General features: G+C 77.0%; 2 protein-coding genes. One reads left to right on the top strand and one right to left on the bottom strand.

Annotation, left to right across the window (positions count from 1 at the left end; all coding sequences use genetic code 11):
- Positions 1-40 precede the first annotated feature (40 nt).
- Positions 41-1,564, top strand: a complete 1,524-nt coding sequence (locus AB0J52_RS35265; RefSeq protein ID WP_500187253.1) for a tetratricopeptide repeat protein — start codon at positions 41-43, stop codon at positions 1,562-1,564.
- Between the two features lie 254 nt (positions 1,565-1,818).
- On the opposite strand, the gene AB0J52_RS35270 is transcribed toward AB0J52_RS35265, so the two are convergent.
- The coding region (locus AB0J52_RS35270; RefSeq protein ID WP_500187254.1) for a penicillin-binding transpeptidase domain-containing protein at positions 1,819-2,679 on the bottom strand (861 nt) is incomplete at its 5' end.

Below are 2,679 nucleotides of genomic sequence, written 5' to 3' on the forward strand. Positions count from 1 at the left end.
CGGGCGGTGAACCCGGCCGTCGTGGACCATCCGGTCGCTGGTGGACCGGCTGGCCGACCGGCGCCGCCGGCTCGCCGAGCTGCGCGTCGCCGACCTCGCCGTCGAGGCGGTGTTCCAGCTCGGCTACAGCCGCCTCGGCCCCGGGCCGCGACGCGCGTTCCGGCTGCTCGCGCTGCCGGACGGGCCGTCCTTCTCGGTGCCCGCCGCCGCGGCCGTCCTCGCCGTCCCTGACGGCCGGGCCGCCGAGCTGTGCCGCGCGCTGGAGCGGGCCAGCCTGCTGCGCTCGCCCGCGCCCGGCCGGTACGGCTACCACGACCTCCTCCGCCTGTACGCGCGGCAGTGCGCCGAGGCGGACGAGCCCGCCGCCGAGCGGGACGCCGCGCTGCGCCGCCTGGTGGACCACTGCCTCACCACCGCCCGCGCCGCGCACCTGGCGATCCATCCCGGCGACGGACGGGCGGCGGCGCACGGCGTGTCCCAGGCGGGAGGCGTGTCCCGGGCGGGAGGCGCGTCCGGGACGGGAAGCGTGTCCGGGACGGGAAGCGTGTCCGGGACGGGAAGCGTGTCCGAGGCGGGTGGGGCGCTCGGCGTGTCCTTCCCGGACGAGGCCGCCGCCCGCGACCGCTTCTTCACCGAGGCCCCCGGACTCCTCGCCCTGATCGGGCAGGCCGCGCGCGCCGGGCTGACGGGCCCGGCCGCCGACCTGCTGCTGCTCACCGACACGCTGGTCAACTCGGGGTTCCACCCCCGCGCGTGCGAGCAGGCGGCGCACGCGGTGATCGACGCCGCGCGGGAGCACGGGGACCGGCGCGCCGAGGGCCGGGCCCACCTGCTGCTCGGCTGGCTCTACTACCTCGCCAACCGGATCGCCGAGGCGGAGGCCGTCTGCCGGGTCGCGCTGCGGCGGGCCCGCGAGACCGGCGACACCTGGACCGCCGCGGACGCGCTCAGCCGCCTCGGCAACTGCGCCTACCTGCGCGGACGGCCCGAGGAGGCGCTCGGGTTCGACCGCGAGGCGCTCGCCGCGTTCCGCGCCCACGGCGACCGGCACGGCGAGGGCGTCACGCTGGCCGCCATGGGCCGCTCGCTGCTCGACGTCGGACGCGCCGAGGAGGCCGCCGAAGCCGTGACCGCCGGGCTCGCGCTGCATCGCGGACTCGGGGGGACCTATGGCATCGGCTACGCGCTCTACCAGGCCGGAGTCGTGCTCCGGGGCGTCCGGGGGCACGCCGGGGTTCTCGGCCTGCACCTGGAGGCGCTGGAGCACTTCCGGGCGGGCGGCTACCGCGCGTGGGAGGGCCTGGCGCTGTTCCGCGTCGCGCTCGCCCGGCTGGACCTCGGGGACGCCGAGCGGGCCGAGGCGGACGCCCGGCGCGCGCTGGCCGTCCTCGGCGAGACCGGCGACCCGTGGGGGCAGGGGATGGCGCTCGACGCCCTCGCCCGTTCCCTGGCCGCGCGCGGCGATCCGGAATCCGCCCGGACGCACTGGACCGAGGCGCTGCGGATCTTCGAGGAGCAGGGCGTCCCGGAGGCGGAGGCCGTCCGCGCCAGCCTGGCGGGGTGACGGCCGGAAGGACACTTCCCGCGCCCGTAGGTGGCGGGTGCCGGCGGGTCGCCCGCACCGACAGATGGGGACGTACCCGTCGGCACCCGACACTGGGGGGTCGGGCCGGGCGCGCCCGTAGCCGACGGAGATCCTGACCCCGCCCCCGCCAAGAAACGAGGTCGACCGTCATTCGCACCCGGCCCGTCTGACCTCAGACTGCCCGAACCCGATCAACAACCGTTCAACGCCGCCGGCCCGCGCCCGGAGACCGGTCAGGACACCGACTTCAGGAAGGCCGCGGCGATCGGGGCCGCCGCCTCCGCGCCGGTCCCGCCGCCCTCGACGATCACCGCGAACGCCAGGTCGCCGCGGTAGCCGATGAACCAGGCGTGCGTGGGCGGGTTGTCGCCGCCGCCGAACTCGGCCGTCCCCGTCTTGCCCGCCGTCCCGGACGGGAAGTTCACGACGCGCGCGGTGCCCTCGGAGACGACCGCGGGCATCAGCGAGTGCAGCGCCGTCTTGACGGCCGGGTCCAGCCGGTGCGGAGGCTCCGGCTTGCGCCCGGCCGCGTCGGCGGCCTGCGGCGCGAGGTCGGCCGGGACGATCCGGGGCGTCCGCCACGTCCCGTCGGCCGCCGCCCCGGCGACGCTCGCCATGTTCAGCGGGCTGGTCAGCACCTCGCCCTGGCCGAACGACTCGGCGGCGAACGCGGTGTCGTCCTTGGCGCCCGGGAAGGCCGCCCGGACCGCGGGCAGCCCGCCCACGACCGGCGCGTTGAACCCGAACTGCTGCGCCACCTCCGTCAGCTTCCGCTGCCCGAGCTTCTCCACCGCGAGCTTCGCGAACGTCGTGTTGCAGGAGTGCGCGAAGGCCTCCCGCAGCGGGACCGTGCCGAAGTCCTCGTGCTGGTAGTTCTTGAACGTCCGGCCGCCGACGTTGATCGTCGCCGGGCAGGGCACCGGGGTGCTCGCGTCCATCCCGCCCGCGACGAGCGCGGCGGCCGTGACCACCTTGAACGTCGAGCCCGGCGGGTAGTGGCCGAGCAGCGCCCGGTTCAGCCCGCCCGGCTTGTTCGCGATCGCCAGGATCTCCCCGGTGGACGGCCGCAGCGCGACGACCGAGGCGGGCTTGTC

This window comes from Spirillospora sp. NPDC049652, from assembly GCF_040675125.1.
Taxonomy (GTDB): Bacteria; Actinomycetota; Actinomycetes; order Streptosporangiales; family Streptosporangiaceae; genus Spirillospora.